The sequence below is a fragment of the Mixta tenebrionis genome, assembly GCF_006517625.1.
Classification (GTDB): Bacteria; Pseudomonadota; Gammaproteobacteria; order Enterobacterales; family Enterobacteriaceae; genus Mixta; species Mixta tenebrionis.
Map to the genome: position 1 here is coordinate 1 of NZ_VHQI01000015.1, position 17,018 is coordinate 17,018.

Here is a 17,018-nt window from a genome sequence, read left to right on the forward strand (position 1 = left end):
AACGACCAGAAATCTACCGTAGCTAAGAAAGGAAAAAGCCCCGCTTTTCAGCGAGGCTTTATGAATAGTGGTGCCCGGACTCGGAATCGCACCAAGGACACGGGGATTTTCAATCCCCTGCTCTACCGACTGAGCTATCCGGGCAACGGGGCGCATTAAACCGTAAAGGCGCCTGGTCGTCAAATGCTTTTCATCAAAAAATCTCTGTTTGCGCTCTTTTGCAGCAATCGCTAAAAAGCTGCCGCAAAGCGCATTGCCTGTTGCCAATGCCGTTTAACTTTTAAGCATCGGGGCCGATAACCACTGGTGAAACCCATAACACAATAAAGGTTCACCATGTTTCGTTCTATTACATCAGGAATTGCTTCACGTCTCGCTTCACAGCAGAGCGCCTATCCCTCCGCAACGCTGGCCGCGCTTGACGGCGCCATCGCCACCATCGCTTTTATGCCGGACGGCACGATTTTAAACGCCAACGAGCTGTTTCTGCAGCGTATGGGCTATCAACTGGAGGAAATTCAGGGAAAACACCACCGCATTTTCTGCACCGAGGAGCTGGCCGCCTCGCCGCAGTATCAGGCTTTCTGGCAACGGCTTCAGCGCGGCGAAAGCTTCAGCAATAAATTTCTGCGACTGGATAAACAGGGTCATCCGGTCTGGCTGGAGGCGAACTATGTGCCGGTACGCGATCGCTTTGGCAAAGTGATAAAAATTGTCAAGCTGGCGTCGGATATCACCGCGCACGTGCTGGATGCACAAGAACAGCGCGCCATGACCACCGCTATCGATCGCTCAATGGCGGTGATCGCCTTTAATCTTCAGGGCAAGGTACTGAAAGCAAACGCCAATTTTCTCAAGACGACCGGCTATCGCGAACAGGAAATTATCGGGCAGCACCATAGCATGTTTTGTACCCCGGCGCTGCGCGCCAGCGAGGAGTATCGAACCTTCTGGCGAAAACTGAATCACGGCGATTTTATCGCCGGTCAGTTTCAGCGGGTGGATAAGCAGGGCCGCACGCTGTGGCTGCGCGCTACCTATAACCCAGTGTTCGATGAAAGCGGCGAGCTGTATAAAATCGTCAAGTTCGCCTCTAACGTTACCGCCCAGGTGGAGAAAAATCAGCTGGAGCGCGAAGCGGCGCAGCAGGCCTATGAAACCGCGCTGCGCACCAATGAAAGTACGCGCCTCGGCGCGGACGTGGTGGAAAACAGCGTACAAAATATTAACGCGCTGGCGGGCGAACTGCATGATATCTCCGGCGATATTTCCAGCCTCAGCGCCCAATCCGACCGTATTGGCCAGATTGTCGATACCATTCGCAGCATCGCCAGCCAGACCAACCTGCTGGCGCTGAACGCCGCGATCGAATCCGCACGGGCTGGCGCGCACGGGCGCACCTTTTCCGTAGTGGCAAACGAGGTACGCTCGCTGGCGGCCAGCATTAATCAGGCCACCAGCGAGATCGAAAGAATGGTCAGGGACAACCACCAGCTGGCGGGTAAGGCGCTAACCAGTATTGAATCTAATCTACAGCGCGCCGATCGCGGCGTCGCCCTCGCTCAGGAAGCGGGAGACGTCATTGCCGAAATTCGCGGCAGCGCCGCTGAGGTCGTCAGCGCCATCAGCAACGTCACCGAAGCGTTGAAAGAGGAGTAAGCATACGGGGCGGCGCCAACCCGCCGCCTCTTTTTTCCGCCGTTCAGCTGGCGGAAAAAGTTAACCAGCGCTGCTGTCCCCGGTCGGCACGGGCGGCGGAGCGCGTTTTAATACCAAAGGTTCCTCCTGCAGCGCTATATCATCACCGTTAAGGGAATAAACAACTATTTTACGCCTTTTCATCTGGCCGTCGGGCAGTACGGTTCTCTCTTCAGGCTGGCGGAAAATTACCTGCCGGGCGTAAAAAGCGTGTTATTTAGCGAAAATAAAACCAATAACCTACTGAAACCTCTATAGTTATGCTTTTAGCGTGCTAATACGGGTGAAAATGCGAGTTAGTCGCATTCAGATATCGAATTAATTATCTTTAAAATCAAAAGATTAAAAGCGAAAATCGGGTAAAAAAAGCATTTTACCCGCCGCGCGTTTGCTGCATAATTCGCCAGACAAATTTTGCCTGCCACGAATAAGGAAATGCTATGCTGACAAATGAGATGATCACCCGCTTAAACGACCAGCTGAACCTGGAGTTCTATTCCGCTAACCTCTATCTGCAAATGAGCGCCTGGTGCAGCGATCAAGGTTTTGAAGGCGCCGCCGCGTTTTTGAAATCCCACTCGCGCGAAGAGATGGAACATATGCAGCGCCTGTTTGATTACCTCAGCGATACCGGCGCGCTGCCGGTGCTGGGCACTATCCCCGCGCCGCCGGTTTCCTTCGATTCCCTGACGGATCTGTTCCAGCAGACCTACAAACATGAGCAGCTGATCACGCTTAAAATCAATGAGCTGGCGCATGCGGCAATGACCGGCCAGGATTACTCCACCTTCCAGTTCCTGCAATGGTACGTAGCCGAGCAGCATGAAGAAGAGAAGCTGTTTAAATCAGTGCTTGATAAGCTGGCGCTGGTGGGCGACAGCGGCAAGAGCCTGTTCTTTGTCGATAAAGATCTGGCGGCGATGGACAGCGCCAGCCACGGCCCGGCAGCCTGATATTGCTCCCCGGCCCCGGCGCAGCATGCTGCCGGGGTCAGGTTTACAGCATGGTCAACCGCAGCTCAGAAGGCTGCGGACGTCCGAAGAAATAGCCCTGGAACAGCGTACATCCCTCCTCCTTAAGCTTATCGAACTGCTCACGGTTTTCGACGCCCTCGGCGGTAATCTGAATATCCAGACTGCGACTCATGCCGGTAATCGCGCGGATAATCGCCAGCGCCTCCCGGCTGTCGCTCATATCGCTGATAAAGGACTTATCGATTTTGATCTTATCAAAGGGGAAAGATCGCAAATAGCTGAGTGATGAATAGCCGGTGCCGAAATCATCCAGCGCAATCAGCACGCCCAGCGCCTTCAGGTTTTGCAACGTGTGAATATTGCCGAGCGAATCATCCAGCAGCACTGACTCGGTAATTTCCACCTCCAGCCGCCACGGCTCCAGGCCGGAAGCTTTTAGCGCCCCCTCTACCGTCGCGATCAGCGTGCTGTTTTTAAACTGTACCGGCGACAGATTCACCGACACCGTCTGTCCGCCCGGCCAGTTCTTCGCCTCACGACACGCCTCATACAATGCCCAGGCGCCCAGGCTATGGATTAGCCCGGTTTCTTCGGCGATGGCGATAAACTCGCCCGGCATAATCAACCCCTTCTGCGGATGGTGCCAGCGCATCAGCGCCTCATAGCCGATTATCGCCTTCTGCTCGCTGTTGGTAATTGGCTGATAGTAGAGCCGCAGCTGGTTTTCGGTAATTGCCTCGCGCAGATCGTTTTCCATACAGCGGCGGGTGCGCGCCTGGGCATCCATCTCCAGCGTGAAGTGTTCATAGCGGTTGCGTCCGTTACGCTTGGCCTCATACAGCGCCATATCAGCGCAGCGCAGCAGCTGCTCCGGCGTCGAGAGTTCAGCGTCAGCAAAGGCGATGCCGATACTCAGCCCCACCGACAGATTATGCCCCTCCACGTTAATCGGCGGCTGTACGATATCGATCAGCCGCTGCGCCACCGCGCTCGCTTCCTGCTGGCGTCCAAGGCCGGGCAGCACGATAGCGAATTCATCGCCGCCGATGCGCGCCAGCGTATCCTGCTCGCGCAGTATGGCGCGCAGGCGTCTGGCGATAACGCGCAGCAGCTCATCGCCCATTTGATGACCTAGCGCATCGTTAACGTTTTTAAAGTTGTCCAGATCGAGACAGAGCGCCGCCGTCTGCCGCTCGTGCAGGCCATCCTGGCGCAGCGCATCGCTCAACCGCTGGCGAAACAGAATCCGGTTCGGCAGGCTGGTAAGGTAATCATGATGAGCCATATGGTGGATGCGGGCGTCGGCGGCACGCTGATCGGTGACGTCATCCACAATCAGCATCACATAGTGAGTGCGCGCATCGCCGCCGCGCACCGTGGCGGCGCGGGTATGCAGAATGCGATCGCCGCTGGCGGTCATCAGCTGCTGCTCGTTCTGGTGAATGCCCTCGCTGCGTAGCGCCGCATCCGCCAGCGCGTTGAAATAGTCGCTCAGCTCCGGCGGCAGACACTCGTGCGGCTTCTTGCCGTGCATGCTGTTTTTTTCCACGCCGAACAGCTGTTCCGCCTTGCGATTTACCAGCAAAATTTCCCGCGACACCGCATCCTCCACCAGCACGCAGGAGGGAATACTGGTGATAATGGTGTCAAGAAAGCGCGACATAGAGGTCATGCGCTCGCTTTGCGCCTCCGCCAAATCCTTAGCGCGCAGGATCTGCTGTTCATACTCGCGCCGCTCGGTAACGTCGCGGGTAATTTTTGCGAAGCCGACCAGCTTGCCGCTGTCGTCATGAATGGCGTCAATCACTACGTGCGCCCAGAAGGCGCTGCCGTCTTTACGGTAGCGCCAGCCCTGATCCTCAAAGCGTCCGGTTTTACGCGCGATATTCAGGTTGGAATCAGGAATTTTATTCTGACGATCCTGCGCGCTGTAAAACAGCGAAAAGTGCTGGCCGATAATCTCCTGGGTGCTGTAGCCTTTGGCGCGCTGCGCGCCGGCGTTCCAGTTCACCACGTGGCCGCCGGGATCGAGCATATAGATGGCGTAATCGGTAACGCTCTCCACCAGCAGACGAAACTTCTCTTCCTGGGTACGCCGCTCCTGCTGTAGCCTGCGCTGTTCGGTACAGTCGCGGGTAATTTTCGCATAGCCGAGCAGCTTGCCGTTATCATCGTGAATCGCCTCGATAATCACGTGCGCCCAGAAGGCGCTGCCATCCTTGCGGTAGCGCCAGCCTTCATCCTCAAAACGTCCGGTACGAAAAGCGATTTGCAGATTTTTTTCCGCAATATAGGCCATGCGCTCCGGCAGGCTATAAAAGATGGAAAAATGTTTGCCGACGATCTCCTCCGTCGTATAGCCTTTGGCGCGCTGCGCGCCGCTGTTCCAGTTCACCACCAGGCCTTCGGCATCCAGCATGTAGATAGCGTAATCGGTAACGCCGTCCACCAGCAGCCGAAACTTCTCCTCCTGTTCATGCTTCTGCCGCAGCAGCGCCTGCTGTTCGGTGCAGTCGCGGGTGATAACCGCAAAGCCCAGCATGGCGCCGCTTTCATCATAAATCGCATCGATCACCACGTGCGCCCAGAAGGCGCTGCCATCTTTGCGATAGCGCCAGCCTTCCGTTTCAAAGCGTCCGCAGCGGGTGGCTACGGCAAGGTTGTTCGCCGCCTGGCCTTTCTTCTGCTCGCCGGCGCTGTAAAAAACAGCGATGTTTTTGCCGACGATCTCTTCCGCCAGGTACCCCTTGGCCTGCCGGGCGCCCGCATTCCAGTTAGCGATAGTGCCGTCAGGATGGATCATATAAATGGCGTAATCGACCACGCTTTGCACCAACAGTCGATAAAGTGTGTCTGGATTCTTGTTCATTATGTTGCCCGATAGCGGCCCAGACGGCTGTCTGGGTGAGTTGGACATGGCAACGTAGTGCGTCTGGCTGTTCAGCGCTACGCTAAAGAGAAGCTTGCCGGTGCGCCCACATCACTACTGTCGACGGCACCTTTCCATTTCATGCATATCGGCAAAGGCAGCGTTTTTTTCAGCAAATGACGGGTGAAATGATCTTAACTAAACAACTTAAGCCAGATTGGCGGCAAGGCGCGGCAAGGAGGATTGCGGCACGACGCACAAACTTTTCTGTTACCGCCGCCGGAGGGGAAAAGAGGAAATCAAAAACGCGCTGCCATAAACAGGTTATGCTGTCTTTGTTTTCACTGAATATTTAACTAAACAGGGCGCTGCATGAAAATTGATGCGGATATCAGCTTTCGCAAACTGGAAATCTTTATTGCCTTTATGGCCAGCGGCAATATCGCTCGCGCCGCTGAGCAGCTCAATCTGAGCAACGTCAGCGTACATCGCGCGCTGCATACGCTGGAAGAAAATGTGCGCTGCCCGCTGTTTATTCATCAGGGACGCAGCCTGAAGCCGCTGCCCGCCGCGCGCACGCTGCTGGAGTATGCGCTGGACGCGGTAGATGTGATGGTGAAAGGCATCGATGAGGCGCGCAATAAGGCGGGGCTGGGGCAGAAACATATGCGCATCGGCACGCTCTATTCGCTGACGCTGGAAACTGTGCCGCGCCTGATTATGGGCATGAAGCTGCGCCGTCCCGATCTGGAGCTTGATTTAACTATGGGCTCCAATCAGCTGCTGCTGGAGAAACTGCAGCAGGGAGAGCTGGATGCGATTCTGCTCTCGATTACCGACAGCCAGATCGACCGACGCCGTCATGAGGTGCTGCCGCTGTTTGAGGATCATATTTTTCTCGCCGCGCCGGCGGATGCGCAGCTTGGCACGCGAACATCCGTCGATCTGCGCGACTATCGCCAGCAAAAATTCGTTTCGCTGGCGGAAGGCTTCGCCACCTTTCACGGTTTTCAGGAAGCCTTCAGCGTGGCGGGATTCGATGCCAATATCGTGATGCGCGTTAATGACATCTTCTCGATGCTCAGCCTGGTGCAGGCTGGCGTCGGTTTCGCGCTGGTGCCGGGGCGGATGCGGCGCATCTATGAAAACAGTTTGCAGCTGCTGCCGCTTTCAGAGCCTTATCAGATGCGCCAGACCATTGCTATCGTCTTCGATCGCAATCGCGAGCACGATCCCAACCTGCTGGCGCTGGTAGCGGAAGGCCGCATGTATGCGCGGGAGATATCGCCTGGCGTTGGCGGCGCGCCTGCTGAACCAGCTTAAGCGCAATCGCGAACACGGTCTCAGCCTGCTGGCGTTGGCGGCGAAAGGCCGCATATATGCGCGGGAGATATCGCCTGGCGTTGGCGGCGCGCCTGCTGAACCAGCTTAAGCGCGATCGCGAACACAATCCCAACCTGCTAGCGCTGGCAGCGCGCCTGCTGAGCCAGCTTAAGCGCCAGCGCTANGATCGCGAACACAATCCCAACCTGCTAGCGCTGGCAGCGCGCCTGCTGAGCCAGCTTAAGCGCCAGCGCTACGCCGCCCTGCTCCAGCGACAGCGCATCGCCGCGCGACAGCGGCGCGCGGGCCAGCCCGGTCAGCACCGCGCCGGGCGGCATCTCCAGCGCCAGACCGATATCGCGCTCGTTGGCGGCCTCCATCGCCTCATGCCAGCGTACGGTGCGCGCCATATTCATCGCCAGATCGTCGGCGATTTGCTGCGGCTGCCACAGCAGACGCGCGCTGCTGCCGCTGAGATAGGCACAGCGCGGGCGCGTCAGGGTCACGCCTTCAAACGCCTGCGCCAGCTTTTGCGCCGGGGCGTCCAGCAATGCGCAGTGCGAAGGCACGCTGACCGCCAGCCGGTGAACTTTCTGGGCGCCGTGGGCTATCGCCCGTTCGCCGGTCTGACGCATTGCCTCTTCGCTGCCGGCAATCACCATCTGCTGCGCGGCGTTAATATTCGCCAGGTAGCAATCGCCCAGCAGCGGTTCAATTTCACTCTGGCGCAGGCCGGTAATCGCCGTCAGCCCGTAGCCTGTCGGCCAGGCCTGCTCCATTAATTCCCCGCGCAGCGCCACCAGCCGCACCGCATCGTCAAACGCCAGCGCGCCGGCCACCACCGCCGCGGGAAACGCGCCGATAGAGAGGCCGCTGACCATTTCCGGCTCCAGCCCCTGTCGCGCCAGTTCGCGCGCCCAGCCGACGCCGGCAATCAGCAGGCAGAGCTGCACCGCACGGGTATGACGCAGCGCTTCGGCGCTGTCCAGCAGCGCGGCATTTTCGCCTAACGCTGCGCTCGCTTCACGCAGCAGGCTGTCACCGTCCGGCAGCCCCTGCAACATCCCGACGCGCTGCGGCCCCTGTCCGGGAAACATAAACAGCACTTTCATTAACTTATACCTCCGTTTCTGCCTGCCAGGGATCCTTAACCAGACGCGGCCCCCGGTTGGTTTTCAGCAGCGCCCGCCCATCACGCAGCCACTCATTAAGCGCGAAGGCGCCGCAGGGCGTTTCTACCTGGGTATCCGCCCGGCACGGCAGGCGCAGCAGCTGTTGCCGCCAGGCCTGAAATTTTTCCGGCGCCAGCGGCTGCGGCGCGCGAATTAAAAGATCGAGATCGCTGCCGCTATGCAGCACCGGCACTTCAGTTGCCAGCGCGTAGCCGCAGCTGCCGGTAATGCCCCACTGCCAGGGCCAGGCGCGCTGCGCCAGCAGAATCGCCCCCTGTACCGGCGGCTGGGAAACAAACACCGAACGCAGCAGCGACGCAACGTTTGCCAGCGACTCTGGCGTAACGCGCCGCGCCACCGCCGTAGCCGGCAGCCAGGCGGCGGCGCGGCGTTCACGCCCGATACCGCGGATCCCCACGGCGATCAGCCCCGCCGGATGGCTATCCCGGCGCACCACCAGCGGCAGCGTGGGCTGCCACTGCTGCGCTACCCAGTCGGGCAGTTCGCCCTGTAGCGCCTGCGGATCGCTAAGCCAAATCAAATCGTGGGGGCGCGGCAGCATCGGTTACATTCCTGCGGTTAAAGAGATAAACAGCGGCAGTGTAACAATACAGAGCACGGAGCTGATCAGCAGAGTCGCTTCCGCATCAGGCGACTGCACGCCAAAGCGGTTGCCGAACACCACGCCGAAGAAGCCGGCGGACAGCGCTACCATCAGAATAGCGGTAATCGCCAGCGTGCCGTGCAGACCCATTACCAGTACCAGACCCCAGGCGATTGCCGGCTGAATCAGCAGCTTGGTTACGCTGGAGAGCGCTACCGCGCCGTTCAGCTTCAGCTGACGCGCAGAGAGGATCAAACCGGTCAGGAACAGCGCCGTTGCGGTGGCGGAAAGGCCCAGCGGTTTAATCGCGGTCAGCACCAGATCCGGCATATGGATGCCCAGCGCGGAGAGCACTACCCCCAGCAGCGGCCCCCAGACGATCGGTTTTTTCACCGAGCGCCACATCAGCACCGGCAGCATCGCCAGCGATGAGCCCTGAGTCGTACCGGCGGCGCGCGCTTTTTCACGTTCCAGAATCAACAGACAGAACGGCGTCATTAACACCGAACCACAGGCGATAGAGACGGCGACCGACAGCGAGGTATTGCCGCTTTCCCCCAGCACGCTGCCGAGGATCGGCAGGCCCAGCGCGGCATAGTTCGGCAGCGCCACCGTCAGCGTCAGCACCGCGGCATCCTGCGGCGACTTATGGAACACCTTGATGCAAAGAAAATAGATAACGGCGTAGGTGATCCACATCGCCAGCGTCAGCACCACCACCAGCGGCATCTGCTCAACGATGCCGCTCCAGGGCGTTTGTACCGTAGCGCTAAATAACGCCGCCGGCAGTGCAAAATCCATTACAAAGATATTCAGTAAAGCGACGTTCTTGTTATCCACCATTTTTGCCTTACCGGCTAAGAAGCCCAAAAGCATGATGACAAAAATAGGAGCAAGAGCATGAAGAATGATATATGTCATATTTCACCTGTATAACAATGAGTTGAAAGTTGGCACAGGTGCGATGGTTTATTTTTATTTACAGGCTGTTTTTATCGATGGGCAACGCGTGCCCATCACTATCCACCTGGCAGGTTTGTCCCGGCGTGAATGATAATTACCAGGCCGCGCGCATACGTTCACGTACTAACGCGGAGCTGCGGCGATTTTCACCACGCAGCCGGTGTTGCAGACTGTTATCGCCATCGCGGGCGTCTTTGATCTGACGAATTAATGACTCAACGACCTGCTGCTTTTCCGCTTCGCCCGGTTCATCCGGCTTAGCGATATTCAGCAGTTCATCAAGCAGGCCCAGGGTTTGGTAGTTCTTCACGTCGTAGGCCATCGGCGGCACCGTTGACGCCAGCTCAATCAGCGCTTCCACGCTGCGCAGGGTGATGCGCGCCGCAGAGGCCTGGCCCATGGCGTGAACCATAACGCCGGGATCGTTAAAGGCGATCAGTCGGTTAGACTGGTAGCCGTGCGCCAGGAAAGCGCCGGACATCGCTTTACCAACGATCAGACCAATTACCGGATGACCGGCCAGGCGGGCTTCAGCCCAGGCGGCGGCGGAAGCGGCCAGCGCCTGATGGATGCCGAACGCCTCTTCACGACGCCCATAAGCCTGGCTGGGAACGTCAATCACCGCGATAATCGGGCGTTTACGTTCGGCGCCGGCATCGGCGGCTACGGTTTCTTTCACCACTTTCGCCAGCGTCCAGCCTTCCATCAGGCCGACTTCGCCGCCGGCCGCGCGCGGGAAGTGATTATTTTCATCGGGCACCACGGCGATATAACGCACGCTTTCCCCATCCAGATCGGCATCCGCCACCTGTACCGACGGACATAAACCACCTAAGCGAGGCGCATCCTGGCTAAGCAGCGCCAGCCAGCGCTCGCCGCGACTGATTGTTTTCATAGCGCGTCTCCCGCAAAAAATTGTTTAATCTGTTCGCTCTCTACCTGTTTGCTGGTGTCTGTCGCTTTCAGACGCGCCAGCATCGGCTCGTAGTTATCGGTGCGATGACGGGCCGGTACGCCGCGCGCCAGCGCATCGCTGACCGCCTGCTTAACCGCATGTACGCCGTCGTTAACCAGCACATCGGCCAGGCCGCTGCGATAGCGCACTTCGCCGCCGGTGATGCTCCAGATAAACGGACGATCGCGTGAGTCATACTCTTCGATCCCCGCTTCCTGTTCGATCACCTGCGGGCCGTTCAGACCGAGGCGCGCCTCACGCGTGACGATCAGCGAGCTGCACAGGCCAGCGGCGATAGACATGCCGCCGAAGCAGCCGACGGTACCGGTAATTACGCCGATCACCGGGGTGTAGCGCCGCAGATCGACAATCGCAGCGTGGATGTCGGCAATCGCCGCCAGGCCGAGGTTCGCCTCCTGCAGGCGCACGCCGCCGGTTTCAAGGCAGAGCACCGCCTGAGTCGGTACGCCGCGGCGATGATCTTCCGCCGCCAGCTCCAGCGCCGCCGCCATTTTCGCGCCGGAGACTTCGCCCATGCTGCCGCCCTGGAAGGTTCCTTCGATAGCGATCACCACCGTCGGCTTGCCGTTCAGCGTGCCTTTCGCTACCACCATGCCGTCATCGGCCTGCGGCACGATGCCCTGCATCGGCAGCCAGGGAGACATAATGCCGTCAAAAGGATCGAGCAGTTCGCGATATGAACCTTCATCCAGCAGCAGGTGCGCGCGTTCACGCGCCCGCAGTTCAATAAAACTGCTGTCGTTACGCATGGGCCGCCTCCTCAAAAACCTGTTCGATTCGGATGCGCGCGACGCCAGGGGTGGCGCCGAAGTCGTGGATGGTAAGCTGGCCGGCAGGCAGTTCAGTTAAGGTGCTCAGTCGGTCAAACAGCGCACGCCAGCGCGCTTCAAAGTTAACGATCGAAGTGGTGATGCTGACTTCAAGTTTTTCGCCCGCGTCAGGGACGAACAGGGCTTCCATATCACCGGAGCCCACTACTCCAACCAGTGCACGCCCTTGCAGGGTGCGGGTGGCAGGATAAGAAAGTGTGATTTGTTCCATAACATCCTCAATGTGTGAGTAGACAGATACCATCGAGAAACAGCGTGGCCGCCAGCAGATCCGCCGCGCCGCCTGGAGAAGCGTTCATGCTGAGCATCTCCGCGTCGAGCCGGGCCAGCGCCTGACGCCCCGGCAAGGTGCCGCAGCCGCCGTGGTCCAGCACCCGCTGCGCGCCCTGCTGCATCGCCTGCAGGCCGGTCAGGCCGGAACGCGACAGTACGCAGGTATCGCTGAGCGAGGTCATGATCGCCATCAGCGCGTCAAGCCTGGCCTGCTCTTCCGTCGCGCCCGCTGCGCGGCTGCGCCGTAGCTGCGGCAGCGCCAGCTGGCGAATATGCGGAAACGCCTGCTGCGCCTCTTCGCGCGCGCCGGGCACCCGGTAACGCTGCGTGGCCCGCAACCCTTTGCTGAAACTGCGCGGCGCGCGATCGTCCGGCAGGCTCGCCAGCGCGGCGGCGGTGCGGCAAACGGCTTCCGCCGTCGCCTCGCCGTCCAGCATGGCGACGGCGCTGACCAGCAGCCCCAGCGCCCAGATGGCGCCGCGATGGGTGTTGACGCCGTTAGTAGCCGCCATCATCTGCGCTTCGCCTGCGCGCCCCAGCTGACCAACGCGCTGGCGCAGCGCGATATCTGCCGGACGCTGCCAGCTGTGCAGCGCCAGGGCGTGGAACGTCGGCTGCAGGCTGCGAGCGGAAAGCTCCATCAGCGCCAGCGTCAGATCCTGATGCGCCCCGCTGCCGCGACCGTCTACCAGCCCCGGTTTGGGCGTCAGGCGCGCTTCATCGATCAGCGCCATGCTCGCCCGCTCCGCCAGCTGTACAGCCAGCCGTTCAGCGCGCTGTTCAGAGAGTTGCGGTTGCATCGTCATTACCAGCTCCGGAATTTAGCCGGTGGGTTGTAAAGGCCGCCGGACCATTCCACCAGGTCGGCAACGCTGCCCGCCGCCAGCAGCGAACGGGTGGCTTCGCTACGGCGAATATCCAGATCTTCCGGCCAGGCGATTTTGCCTTCACGGCGCAGCTGCGCGACGCGTTTGGCATCCACGCCCAGACCGATATCGGTGATACCGGCTACCGCCGCGACCATCGCCCGGCGCTCTTCCATCGACTCTGCGCGATAGAGATAGGCGATACCTTCTTCGGTCAGAACGTGAGTTACGTCTTCGCCGTAGATCATCACCGGCGCCAGCGGCATATTGGAGGCTTTCGCCACGTCAACGGCATCCAGTTTTTCCACGAAGGTCGGTTTACCGCCCGCCTGGAAGGTTTCCACCATCTGCACCACCAGCTTGCGCCCGCGCACCATCGGATCGGGCTTGTCGATCATCGCCAGCCATGCCGGCGTGGCGTGACGACGCCCGTGCGGATCGTGCCCCATATTCGGCGCGCCGCCGAAGCCGGAGAGACGCCCGCGGGTAACGGTGGAGGAGTTGGCGTAGCCGTCAACCTGCAGCGTTGAACCGATAAACATATCCACCGCATACTGACCAGCCAGCTGGCACAGGGCGCGGTTTGAACGCATCGAACCGTCGGAGCCGGTAAAGAAGATGTCAGGGCGCGCGGCGATGTAGTTTTCCATCCCCAGTTCGCTACCGAAGCTGTGAATCGTTTCCACCCAGCCGCTTTCAATGGCGGGAATCAACGTCGGATGCGGGTTCAGCGTCCAGTGTTTACAGATTTTGCCTTTCAGCCCCAGCTTTTCACCGTAGGTAGGCAGCAGCAGCTCAATCGCGGCGGTGTTAAAACCGATGCCGTGGTTCAGCGACTGCACCTGGTGCTCAGCGTAAATCCCCTTGATCGCCATCATCGCCATCAGGACATGTTCCTGTTTGATCAGGCGCGGATCGCGGGTGAATAGAGGTTCAATAAAGAAAGGCTTGTCGGCGACCACCACGTAGTCAATCCAGGAACCGGGGATATCAACGCGCGGCAGATCGGAGGCGTCATCCACCAGTTCGTTAACCTGAGCGATAACGATGCCGTTGCGGAAGGCGGCGGCTTCAATCAGCGCCGGGGTATCTTCGGTGCTGGGGCCGGTATAGAGGTTGCCCTGACGGTCGGCCTTAAAGCCGGCGACCAGCGCGACGTTCGGCACCAGATCCACATACAGGCGCGCATAAAGCTCGATGTAGGTGTGGATCGCGCCGATTTCCAGCTGTCCATCTTCCAGCAGCTGCGAAATACGCAGGCTCTGCGTACCGGAGAAAGAGAAGTCCAGCTTGCGGGCGATGCCCTTTTCGAAGATATCCAGATGTTCGCTGCGGCTGACGCTCGGCATAATCATATGCAGATCGTGCACCTTCTGCGGGTTGACCTCCGCCAGCATACGCGACAGAAAATCGGCCTGTTTCTGGTTATTCCCCTCCAGCACCACGCGGTCGCCCGGCGCGATCAGTTTTTCCAGTACGGCGGGTAAATCGTGAGTGGGCAGAACTTTGCCTGGAATAGCGAGTGATGCAATGCGTCGCTGTTTCTCGGTGCGACGCGTATCCCAGACGCGGCCTGACGACGTTTCAGGCAACATAGCTAACCTCCTGGCTCATTTATGATTTATCTGAAATCGATGACCAAAGTGTCTGCCTGTTAGCCCGGCGCATCAATTAAGCAGGAAGTTTGATTATTAGCCTGAGAGTAATGGAATTTATCTGAGTAGAGACTAGCGTTAGTAACGAGCAGCGCTCAGATTTATTTCAGTATCAGAAAAAGGGCGTTTAGCCTGCTGATAAACAGGACTTTAACTGAAAAAAAATAACCCCGCGCTATTTTATGTAATCCTGTTTCGTCAGGTTTGCGCCGCACGCGCGCGGCGTTAAAATGGGCCTGGCGCGCAAAAAACGCCGCCTGAACGCATTGCAGAGCATTTATTTTCTTGTCTTAACTGGCTTTTTTTCTCTTTTTACCGTTACGGATGAGATACTACTTGCCATAGTAAAGGAGCCATTGCCTGAATCGTCGTAGCCAAAAAGCTTTGTCACGGCTGGTAAGTTTTTTATTTATTATTTTCTGTAATAACTTTTTTTGAAAAAGTTTTGTTCCTTTTAGTTAACTAACTACCTTTTCAGGCCCCCACGGAAAGCAGGTTAAAAACATTTATTTGCTTTAAGATTTTATCGTCATTTTAAATTCCGGCGACACAGAAGTGAAGCGGAATAAGACGCCATCAGCCAGCAACCCATTGAAATCTCATCTTATTTATTCGCAACAAAAAATAACTGCGGCGGGCCAGCTGGCTAAAGTTTGAATTAGAGACAATTCTCACATTGATGATTTATCGGGAGCGGTATAATCCGCCACACCATATAAGAACAAACTAATAAAACCTATTCCTTTGAATTTTTATAATATCGCACAGGACTGCTTATGATTAATAGCGTATTTATTGTCGACGACCACCCGTTTATCTGTTCAGGCATCAAGGCCTATTTACGCGCTAATGGCTATGTGATTGCGGGCGTAGCGGAAGATGGCACTTCCGTTATCGCGGACGTTGGCCTGCATCGCCCCGATCTGGTGATTATGGATCTCAATATACCGGGACGGGACGGTATGCAGGTCATTGAAAGCCTGAAACGCATCAACGATCAACAGAAAATCATTGTGTTAACCGCCTCGGAAAGCGAGTTCCATATGCAGCGCTGCCTGATGCTTGGCGTGGATGGCTATCTTTATAAGAGTCACGACACCGCCCAGCTGCTGCAGGCCATTCGCACTATAGATAAAGGGGTGAAATTCTATCCCAACTCTTCCAGCGTGGAAGCTAAAAATCTGCATCCGGAAAGTGAAAAACTTATGTCGCTTTCTCGCCGCGAGCTGATGGTGCTCAGAAAGCTGGCCGCTGGTTATTCGAATAAAGAGATCGCCTTACAGCTTTCGCTTAGTAATAAAACTATCAGCACCTATAAAATAAAAATATTGCGTAAGCTCGGCATTAAAAGCGTGGTTGATATTAATGAGGTCGCGAAAAGAAATTACCTGGTTTAAATTACTAAATAACCTGCGCTATATTAAATCAGTCCACAGCAGGTAGTTTACCCAGGGTTAACAGGGCGGCCGGTTACCCCGCCCCGCCGATGGTTAATGAGAATGGGATATCTGCTGTGCTACAGGATGCCAGAAATCCGTTACCGCCCCTTCGCCGCCCGTTAACGGATCGAACGGCGGTAACGGCACCTGTTTAATCGTAGCCAGCGCTTTTTCCATCTGGCTTTTTTCATCGCGCAGCGTGTCCGGCTCCATGCCCGCCGGATAAGCGCCCACGGTAAAGAAATCTTCGCTGGCCGCAATTTGTCGATGGCCCACGCCCGCGGGAATTAGTACCGCATCACCGGCACGCAGCGTCACCATCCGTCCGCTTTCGCCGCCAAACAGCACCTCCGCCCAGCCCGCCGCAACGCCCAGCAGTTCATGACAGTTAGAATGGTAGTGCGTATAGGGAAAAATCGCCGCGCGCCAGCGTGCCGGCCAGTGATTTTCCGAAAAGCGCTGTTCAAACCAGGCCGCGATATCCTCTACCTCGCCCGGCGCCACCCGCGGATAGATAATCAGCGGCAGCGGATTATTAGGCACGCCATTAGAGGGCTGAGACAGCATCAGGTGCTGCGGATTATTAGACATGCCCGCAAATAGCGTACCGGCGGCAAATGACATCATGGCCATCAGGCTGCCCGATAAAGGAATCATAGCGCCTCTCCTGTTAAACGCGACGTTAAGTAATTGTGGCAAAAGTAAATAACTTTGCAACCGAAAGCCTGTTGCCTGCTTCACATAACTTGCTAATTTATAAGACTTAAGCCAAATTTTTGTTATCACTGTTATAGTTTTTTTATCAGAATCTGTTTCTGTTGTTTCTTGCCATACTCATGGTTTAATTATTTTATCGTTGGCTTCAATGAACGAGGTAAAACAATGGACGCCATCAAACAGATTATGCTGCGTGAAATCGACACGCTGAACCGCGAAGAGCTGCGCGATAACAAGCCGCGTTTCAGCTTTAACTTTCTCAAGACGCACCCCGGACTGTGGCTGACGATGTATATCTGTTACGGTCTCTGTGCGGCGCTGATCTTTACCACCGATTATCTCGGCTGGCCCGCCTTCTGGGGCGCCACCGCGTTTGTGCTGCTGATGAGCTTTCTGATGTTGCTGGATATCAATCCCAAATACCGCTTTGAGGATATTGATACGCTGGATCTACGCGTTTGCTATAACGGCGAGTGGTATTACGTGCGCACGCTGTCAGAAGAGGCGGTAAACGATATCCTTAACCACCCTTCCACTCCGGATCACGTCAGAGAAGGTATAGGTAAGCTGCTGTCGCTGAAAGGCGAAGTGGATTTTTACGATCTTTATCATCTTACCTGGGGCAACAAGCCCGCCGCCGCCGTCTGAGCGGCCAGCGG

15 protein-coding genes and 1 tRNA gene are annotated in these 17,018 nt (G+C 57.3%); 5 read left to right on the top strand and 11 right to left on the bottom strand.

Annotation, left to right across the window (positions count from 1 at the left end; all coding sequences use genetic code 11):
• Positions 1–68: 68 nt before the first annotated feature.
• A tRNA-Phe gene (locus FKM52_RS18760) sits at positions 69–144 on the bottom strand.
• Positions 145–336: 192 nt separating this feature from the next.
• Between FKM52_RS18760 and FKM52_RS18765 the strand changes: the two genes are divergently transcribed.
• Positions 337–1,659, top strand: coding sequence for a methyl-accepting chemotaxis protein (locus FKM52_RS18765; protein ID WP_141177686.1), 1,323 nt, complete (start codon positions 337–339; stop codon positions 1,657–1,659).
• Positions 1,660–2,138: 479 nt separating this feature from the next.
• A complete protein-coding gene (ftnA, locus tag FKM52_RS18770; RefSeq protein ID WP_141177687.1) occupies positions 2,139–2,651 on the top strand; it encodes a non-heme ferritin in 513 nt (170 codons plus the stop codon).
• A 43-nt stretch (positions 2,652–2,694) separates the two neighbouring features.
• Here the strand turns inward: ftnA and FKM52_RS18775 are convergent, their stop codons facing one another.
• Positions 2,695–5,541 carry a bifunctional diguanylate cyclase/phosphodiesterase gene (locus tag FKM52_RS18775; RefSeq protein WP_141177688.1) on the bottom strand — a complete coding sequence of 949 codons (2,847 nt, stop codon included), beginning with the start codon at positions 5,539–5,541 and terminating at the stop codon, positions 2,695–2,697.
• A gap of 372 nt (positions 5,542–5,913) precedes the next feature.
• On the opposite strand from FKM52_RS18775, the gene FKM52_RS18780 reads away from it, so the two are divergent.
• Positions 5,914–6,864, top strand: a complete 951-nt coding sequence (locus tag FKM52_RS18780) for a LysR family transcriptional regulator (protein ID WP_141177689.1) — start codon at positions 5,914–5,916, stop codon at positions 6,862–6,864.
• 209 nt (positions 6,865–7,073) lie between these two features.
• Here FKM52_RS18780 and mdcH read toward each other — a convergent pair whose 3' ends face one another.
• The 8 genes from mdcH to mdcA form a co-directional block, all read right to left on the bottom strand.
• The gene (gene mdcH / locus FKM52_RS18785; RefSeq protein WP_141177690.1) at positions 7,074–7,976 is read right to left on the bottom strand and encodes a malonate decarboxylase subunit epsilon; all 903 of its coding nucleotides are present in this window, start codon (positions 7,974–7,976) and stop codon (positions 7,074–7,076) included.
• A gap of 4 nt (positions 7,977–7,980) precedes the next feature.
• On the bottom strand, positions 7,981–8,598 hold the full coding sequence (locus tag FKM52_RS18790) for a malonate decarboxylase holo-ACP synthase (RefSeq protein WP_141177691.1): 618 nt from the start codon (positions 8,596–8,598) through the stop codon (positions 7,981–7,983).
• Positions 8,599–8,601: 3 nt separating this feature from the next.
• Positions 8,602–9,561 carry an AEC family transporter gene (locus tag FKM52_RS18795; protein ID WP_141177692.1) on the bottom strand — a complete coding sequence of 320 codons (960 nt, stop codon included), beginning with the start codon at positions 9,559–9,561 and terminating at the stop codon, positions 8,602–8,604.
• 136 nt (positions 9,562–9,697) lie between these two features.
• Positions 9,698–10,498, bottom strand: a complete 801-nt coding sequence (gene mdcE, locus FKM52_RS18800) for a biotin-independent malonate decarboxylase subunit gamma (protein WP_141177693.1) — start codon at positions 10,496–10,498, stop codon at positions 9,698–9,700.
• Positions 10,495–11,328, bottom strand: coding sequence for a biotin-independent malonate decarboxylase subunit beta (locus FKM52_RS18805; protein ID WP_141177694.1), 834 nt, complete (start codon positions 11,326–11,328; stop codon positions 10,495–10,497). Before FKM52_RS18805 ends, mdcE begins: the two co-directional genes overlap by 4 nt.
• Positions 11,321–11,620 carry a malonate decarboxylase acyl carrier protein gene (gene mdcC / locus FKM52_RS18810; protein WP_141177695.1) on the bottom strand — a complete coding sequence of 100 codons (300 nt, stop codon included), beginning with the start codon at positions 11,618–11,620 and terminating at the stop codon, positions 11,321–11,323. Before mdcC ends, FKM52_RS18805 begins: the two co-directional genes overlap by 8 nt.
• A gap of 7 nt (positions 11,621–11,627) precedes the next feature.
• Entirely contained in the window at positions 11,628–12,482 is an 855-nt protein-coding gene (locus FKM52_RS18815) for a triphosphoribosyl-dephospho-CoA synthase (RefSeq protein WP_377092330.1), read from the bottom strand.
• A 5-nt stretch (positions 12,483–12,487) separates the two neighbouring features.
• The gene (gene mdcA, locus FKM52_RS18820; RefSeq protein WP_141177697.1) at positions 12,488–14,143 is read right to left on the bottom strand and encodes a malonate decarboxylase subunit alpha; all 1,656 of its coding nucleotides are present in this window, start codon (positions 14,141–14,143) and stop codon (positions 12,488–12,490) included.
• Positions 14,144–14,979: 836 nt separating this feature from the next.
• Between mdcA and FKM52_RS18825 the strand changes: the two genes are divergently transcribed.
• Positions 14,980–15,600: a response regulator transcription factor gene (locus FKM52_RS18825; RefSeq protein ID WP_141177698.1), complete on the top strand. Its 621-nt coding sequence runs from the start codon at positions 14,980–14,982 to the stop codon at positions 15,598–15,600.
• Between the two features lie 93 nt (positions 15,601–15,693).
• Here the strand turns inward: FKM52_RS18825 and FKM52_RS18830 are convergent, their stop codons facing one another.
• Positions 15,694–16,299 carry a cupin domain-containing protein gene (locus FKM52_RS18830; RefSeq protein ID WP_141177699.1) on the bottom strand — a complete coding sequence of 202 codons (606 nt, stop codon included), beginning with the start codon at positions 16,297–16,299 and terminating at the stop codon, positions 15,694–15,696.
• A gap of 225 nt (positions 16,300–16,524) precedes the next feature.
• On the opposite strand from FKM52_RS18830, the gene FKM52_RS18835 reads away from it, so the two are divergent.
• Positions 16,525–17,007, top strand: coding sequence for a YlaC family protein (locus tag FKM52_RS18835; RefSeq protein WP_141177700.1), 483 nt, complete (start codon positions 16,525–16,527; stop codon positions 17,005–17,007).
• Positions 17,008–17,018 lie beyond the last annotated feature (11 nt).